Here is a 5961-nt window from a genome sequence, read left to right as displayed (position 1 = left end):
GTCCTGCGGTGAAGGGGGTCACTCGGCGGCGCGGGCGGCGGGCTGGGCCACCTCGTCGGCGAGGGAATAGGAGGAAAGCATCATGTCGAGCAGGCGCTCGGCGCCGGCCCAGTCATAGGTGCGGAAGGAGTGGTTCTTCACCACGAAGCCGGCGCCCGCATAGAACATCTCGTACTGGGCGTGGCGGGAGGCGAATTCCGAGCCCACCGCGTCCCAGGCGAGCTTGTAGAACTTCACCTTTTCTTCGGCGCTGGCGGCGGGCGACTGCTGGGTCTTGGCGATGAGGGCGGCAAGCTCCGGGTTCTGGTAGTCATGTACCGAGGAAGGCAGCATGATCATGCCGCCGCCGGCCAGCTCCCGCAGGCTGGTGATGAACTTGCCGTAGAGCTGCTGGGTCAGCGTCTGCGCCGCATAGAGGGTGTGGCGGTCGGGCACGAAATAGGGGCCGTAATAGCTGCCCTTGGCCTCCATGGCGGTGACGAAGGCATCCACCATGGCGGCCTCGGCGGCGAGCTGGCCCAGGGTCTCGCGCACCTGCGGGAAGCCGGTGGTGCCGTTCACCTCGGCGGTGCGCCGGGCGATGGCGAGCAGGAATTTCAGCTTCACCGACAGGCGGATCTGCGCCTGGTAGTTCTGGTAGACGTGGGCGGGCGTGGCATGGAACTGCCGGCCGGTCATGGCGATGTCGCCGGCGATGAAGATCCGGTCCCACGGCACCTTCACGTCGTCGAAATACAGCACCGCGTCATTCTCGTCGAAGCGGCTCGACAGGGGATTGTCGAACACCGACGGCGCCGCCGCCTCATACGACTTGCGCGACAGGATCTTCAGGCCCCTGGTATTCATGGGAATGGCGAAGGAGAGGGCATAGGCCTCCTCGCCCTTCTGCAGCGGCTGGATGCAGGTGACGAAGACTTCATTGGCCATGATGCCGCCGGTGGCCAGCATCTTGGCCCCACGCACGGTGATGCCGCCGGTGTCCTCGTCCACGATGGCGGCGGAGAGGAAGGGGTCGGCCTGCTCGGCGGCGTTCTTGGAGCGGTCGGCCTGCGGGTTTATGATGACGTAGGTGAGATAAAGATCGGTGTCGCGGGCGTGGCGATAGTAGTCGGCAAGCGCCCGGGCGCGGGCCGGATCGTAAAGCTCGAACTGGTCGAGGCCCATGTACATGCCGGAGATGCAGGAGGCCACATGGTCCGGCGCGCGGCCGAGGAAGCCGGCGTGCAGTTCGGTCCAGGCCTCCAGGCCCCGGCGGCGAGTCTTCAGCTCCTCATAGCTGGTGGGCAGCTGCCAGATGCGGTTGGCGAGCGTGCCGGTGTCGGTCTCGAAGGTCATCAGGGCGCGGTTGTCCGGCGCGCTGTGGAAGTCGAACATGCGCCCCACCGAGGCCACCGCGCGGCGGAATGCGGGGTGGGCGGTGGCGTCGGAAATTTTCTGGCCGTCGAGGAAGATCTCGCGGCCGTCCCTGAGGCTGGCGATATGGGCGCTGCCGGTCTTGATCATGGCGGGGGCTCCGGAAGGGGGGTCAGGACGCGATGGCCGAAAGACTGCGATAGCGTCCGGCATGGAAGACGAGGGGGTCCGCCGCGGGCTCGCAGCGGTGGGCGAGGACGCGGGCGATGAAGATCTCGTGGTCGCCGCCGTCATGGATGGCGTGGGGCGCGCATTCCAGGTGCGCTGCCGCCTCCGCGATCAGCGGCGCGCCGCCGGCCCCGCGCAGATGGGCCACTCCGGCCCATTTCTCCCCCTGCGCGCGGGCGAAGCGGCCGGAAAGATCCTGCTGGTGGTGGGCCAGAACGGAGATGCCGTAGGCGCGCGCTGTCTTCAGCGCGGGCAGGGACAGGGCCGTCCGCGCCACCGAGAACAGCACCAGCGGCGGGTCGAGGGAGACCGCGTTGAACGAACTCATGGTCATGCCGACCAGGGTTCCATCCGCGCCCTCGGCAGCGACGATGGCGACGCCGGTGGCGAAGGCGCCGAGGGTGCACCGGAAGGCGCGTGTGTCGAAGGCGTCTGCTGTGCTGGCCGACATGGGGCAATGTCCGCTTCTATTAGCTTTGTAACAAAGCTATTATGAAGGGGTGATAGACGTCAAGGCCCTTCCGTGCCAATGAAGCGCGATCACGATACGTCTGCGTCGGGGCAGAGCGGGTCGGGGCATGGCGGATCAGGGCAAGGCGGATCGCGGATTGCGCCCGCCGTCAGATCCGCGCCCCCCGCGGCCGGCACGACCAGGGAGCGCCCGCATGCCTCAAGCCCCGTCCAAAGCCCGCAGGCGACTGCCCCTGACCGCGTCCCGCGCCGCCCTGCTGGTGAACGGATCGGACCTCGAATTCCGCGAGATGGTGCACAACATGCTGGCGTTCGCCACCGCCATCCAGGAGGTGCGCAACCGGCTCGGCGGCCTCATCGGGCTGTCGGGCACGCAATACACCATCCTCAATTCCATCGCCCGGCTCAGCCGGGGCACGCCGGAGCTGGGCGTCAACGCGCTGGCCGAGCATCTCCATTTGTCGGGGGCGTTCGTGACCATCGAGGTCAACAAGCTGGTCCAGGCCGGCCTCGTCACCAAGGTGCCGAACCCGGACGATCGCCGCCGCGTGGTGCTGGCGGTGACCGAGGAGGCCGAGCGCCGCCTCGCCGATCTGACGCGGGTTCAGGTGCCCGCCAACGACGCTTTGTTCGAACCGCTCTCGGCGGCCGACTTCAAGGTGTTGCGCGCAATCATCGCCAAGCTCGCCGGCACCGGGGAGCGCACCTTGCGGCTGATCGAGTATCTCGCGCCCGCCGGCACCCTGGACGATGTCGCGGACCACCTGCCGCCGGTGGTGTGACGGAGGCGGGCGCAATCCGAAAACCGGATCGCGCCGGACGCATCCTCAGATCTGCAGCCGCGCCTTCATGGCGCCGCCGGGGCGGACCTCCACCACGCGGCCGTCGCTCATCTCCACGATGCGGTCGAAGATGTCGGACCAGCGCGGATCGTGGGTGACCACGCACACCGCCACCCGGTGCACGTCGGCCAGCGTGCGGAACACCTCCATCACCTGCCGCCCGCGCGAACCGTCCAGCGCGGCCGTGGGCTCGTCCGCCAGCAGCATCACCGGGTCGTTGGCCAGGGCCCGGGCGATGGAGACGCGCTGCTGCTCGCCGCCGGACAATTGGGAGGGGTAATTGTCTTCCCGGTGGTCGAGGCCGAACTGGGCCAGAAGCTCCCGCGCCCGCGCCTTCGCCTGCTTCGGCCGCACGTCGTTGATCTCAAGGGCGATCTGCACGTTCTCCACCGCGGTGAGGAAGGGGATCAGGTTCGCCTTCTGGAAGATGAAGCCCACATGGGTGCGGCGGAAGTCGCGCAAATTGTTGAGGCGGGTCGAGGCGTTGGCGATGGGCTGGTCGCGGAAGTGGACGGTGCCGGTGGTGGGCGGCTCCAGCAGCCCGGCGATCATCAGGAAGGTGGTCTTGCCCGAGCCGGACGGGCCGACGATGCCGGTCAGCTCGCCGGATTTCAGCGCCAGCGTCATGTCGGTGAGGGCGCGCACCTCGTTGGCACCGGAGAGGTACGTCTTCGAGGCGTTGCGCACCTCCATCACCACATGGCTGGGCCAGAATTGAGCGGTCACGCCAACACCTCCTGCGCCCGAACCTGCATCGCCCGCCGGATCGCGAACCAGCTCGCGCCGAGGCTGATCAGGAGCAGCGCCCCTGCGATGCCCGCGAGGTCCTCCGGCACCAGCAGCACGGTGCGCGGAAAATTGGGATAGATCGTGAAGGAGATGAACAGGGCCACCGAGAAGCCGAGCGCGGCGATCCACAGGGCCTGCTGCACGATCAGGCCGATGATGACCCGGTCGCGCGCGCCGATGAGCTTGAGGAGCGCGATCTGGTTGATCTTCTCCAGCGTCAGCATGTAGATCGTGAGCGCGATGATGGAGCCCGCCACCAGCAGCGTCATGGCGGTGAAGGCGAGAATCTGCACCCGAAGCCGCCACAACCGCCCGTCGAGCAGCATGGAGCGCTCTTCTTCCTTGGTCAGCACCTCCACGTCGCCCCAGGCCTTGATCTGGGCCTTCACCAGCTGCGGGTCGGCATTGGGCTTCAGCTCCACCATCACCGCCGCCAGCGCGCCGCCGTCGCCGAGGCCCATGCGCGAGCGTCCCTTGGCGACACGGTTCAGCAGGATGGCCTCGGAAGGCAGCACCCGGTTGATGGCCTGGGAATCCGCGATGGTGACGAAGAACATGCCGTCGCCGCCCATGTCCACCTGTCCCTTGGTGAGGCCCACCACGGTGTAGTCGTCATGGCCGAGGCGGATCACGTCGCCCACCAGCAGGCCGGTGGACTGGTCGGCGATGGCCTCGTAGCGGGTGGAGCGGAACAGCCGGCCGTCGATGAGCGGGATCCAGCTGCCGGAATCCTTGGGATAGTCGATGCCGGTGACGGCGAGGCGCACGCTCTTGCCGCCGATATTATATTGCTGGTTGTACTGGATGAAGCGGCGGGTGGCGGCCACCCCCGGCACGCCCTCCACCCGGCGGTCGAGGCTGGAGGGCACGGCGGAGGTTTCGGCGAACGGCCCGGAGCGCCCGCCCTCCACCACCCAGAGATCGGCGCCCACGTCGTTGATGATCAGCAGCGCCTCGTGGACGATGCCGCGATAGAGCCCGATCATGCCCATGGTCGCCCCCAGAAGGAGGCCGATGCCCACCGCCGTGAGGGCGAAGCGCAGCATCGAAAACCGCATGTCCTTGAGGGCGATGTTCATGGGCTTCCGCCTCCGCCGCCTGCGTCAGGGCACCTCTTCCCCGAGGTCGACCGGCTCGAAAGAGTAGCGGCCGGCCGGCGACAGCACCACGTCGCCGGCCTTGAGGCCGCGCGAGACCTCGATGTTGGTGCCGCTGGTATAGCCGAGTGCCACCGGGGTCCAGGTCGCCCGGCCGGACCGCGCCAGCCAGACGCCGGCGCGGCCGTCGCGGCGGGTCACGAAGCTCTCCGGCACGCCGATGGCCACCGCCGGGGACTGCGCTTCCACCGCCACATTGGCCCGCTGCCCGACGGCCCAGCTCTCGGGCAGTTCGTCGAGGGTGATGTCGATGGTGAATTCGCGGGTTTCCTGGTCCACTTGCCGGGACAGGCGCAGCACCCGCCCGGTCCACACCCGCGTGGGGTCGGAGGCGAAGCGGATGCGCGCCGGCTGGCCCGGCTTGATGGCGGAGCGGGCGGATTCGTCGAACCGCGCGGAGATGATGATGGTGGACAGCTCCACCACCTGCATCAGGTTGGCGCCGGGCGACAGCAGGTCGCCGGGATTGCGCTCGCGGGAGATGACCACGCCGTCGAGCGGGGCGGTGATGGTGGCATCGGCGAGGCGGGCTTCCAGCACCTTCACGTTCGCCTGCTGGGCGAGCAGCTCCGCCTTCGAGCGCTCGATGGCGGCGTCGGCGCGGGCCATGTCCGCCTGGGCCTGCAGGAAGTTGGATTCGGCGGTGGTCAGTTCGGCGGGCGAGATGACATTGGTGCGGGCGAGGGCGGTGCGCCGCTCGAACTCGACCTTGGCCCGGTCGAAGCCGGCCTTGGCGCGGGCCCGTTCGCTCTCGCTCCCGGTGATGCCAAGGGCAGCGGCGCTCGCCTGCGCCTGGGCGGCGGCGAGCTGGTTCTGGAGGTCGACGGATTCCAGCCGCGCCAGCACCTGGCCGCGGGTGACGGCGTCGTTGCGGTCCACCTCGATGGACTTCAGGAAGCCCTGGATGCGGCTCGTCACCACCACGCGGTTGATGGCGTCGAGCAGGCCCGGCCCGTTGATCTCCAGGCTCATGGGGCGAGCTTCAATCCGGTGCCAGGCGGCCGTGCGCGGCACCACGTACCAGTAGCCGATCAGGACCCCCGCCACCACGGCGATGGCCAGCGCGATGGCGAGGCGGCGCCAGCCGGCGGAATAGTCCGTCTCGGTCAGGGTGGGGGGGG

At 68.5% G+C, this 5961-nt stretch carries 6 protein-coding genes; 1 reads left to right on the top strand and 5 read right to left on the bottom strand.

Translation table 11 applies throughout. The features are described 5' to 3' along the window. Positions 1-18 precede the first annotated feature (18 nt). Both K9U41_RS21345 and K9U41_RS21340 read right to left on the bottom strand, forming a co-directional pair. On the bottom strand, positions 19-1503 hold the full coding sequence (locus tag K9U41_RS21345; protein ID WP_282642857.1) for a 4-hydroxyphenylacetate 3-hydroxylase family protein: 1485 nt from the start codon (positions 1501-1503) through the stop codon (positions 19-21). A 22-nt stretch (positions 1504-1525) separates the two neighbouring features. Then, the gene (locus K9U41_RS21340) at positions 1526-2032 is read right to left on the bottom strand and encodes a flavin reductase family protein (protein ID WP_282642856.1); all 507 of its coding nucleotides are present in this window, start codon (positions 2030-2032) and stop codon (positions 1526-1528) included. A 214-nt stretch (positions 2033-2246) separates the two neighbouring features. On the opposite strand from K9U41_RS21340, the gene K9U41_RS21335 reads away from it, so the two are divergent. After that, on the top strand, positions 2247-2834 hold the full coding sequence (locus K9U41_RS21335) for a MarR family winged helix-turn-helix transcriptional regulator (RefSeq protein ID WP_282642855.1): 588 nt from the start codon (positions 2247-2249) through the stop codon (positions 2832-2834). Between the two features lie 45 nt (positions 2835-2879). On the opposite strand, the gene K9U41_RS21330 is transcribed toward K9U41_RS21335, so the two are convergent. The 3 genes from K9U41_RS21330 to K9U41_RS21320 all read right to left on the bottom strand — a co-directional run. Further along, positions 2880-3620: an ABC transporter ATP-binding protein gene (locus K9U41_RS21330; RefSeq protein ID WP_282642854.1), complete on the bottom strand. Its 741-nt coding sequence runs from the start codon at positions 3618-3620 to the stop codon at positions 2880-2882. Further along, complete coding sequence (locus tag K9U41_RS21325) at positions 3617-4762, bottom strand: ABC transporter permease (protein WP_282642853.1); 1146 nt, start codon at positions 4760-4762, stop codon at positions 3617-3619. The genes K9U41_RS21330 and K9U41_RS21325 overlap by 4 nt, the downstream gene beginning before the upstream one ends. Positions 4763-4786: 24 nt before the next feature. Then, the coding region (locus K9U41_RS21320; RefSeq protein WP_282642852.1) for an efflux RND transporter periplasmic adaptor subunit at positions 4787-5961 on the bottom strand (1175 nt) is incomplete at its 5' end.

Origin of the sequence: Xanthobacter autotrophicus (genome assembly GCF_029991245.1) — a bacterium.
Taxonomy (GTDB): Bacteria; Pseudomonadota; Alphaproteobacteria; order Rhizobiales; family Xanthobacteraceae; genus Xanthobacter; species Xanthobacter autotrophicus_C.
The sequence above is the reverse complement of the archived record's forward strand: the minus strand, read 5'-3'. Positions and strand labels throughout refer to the sequence as shown.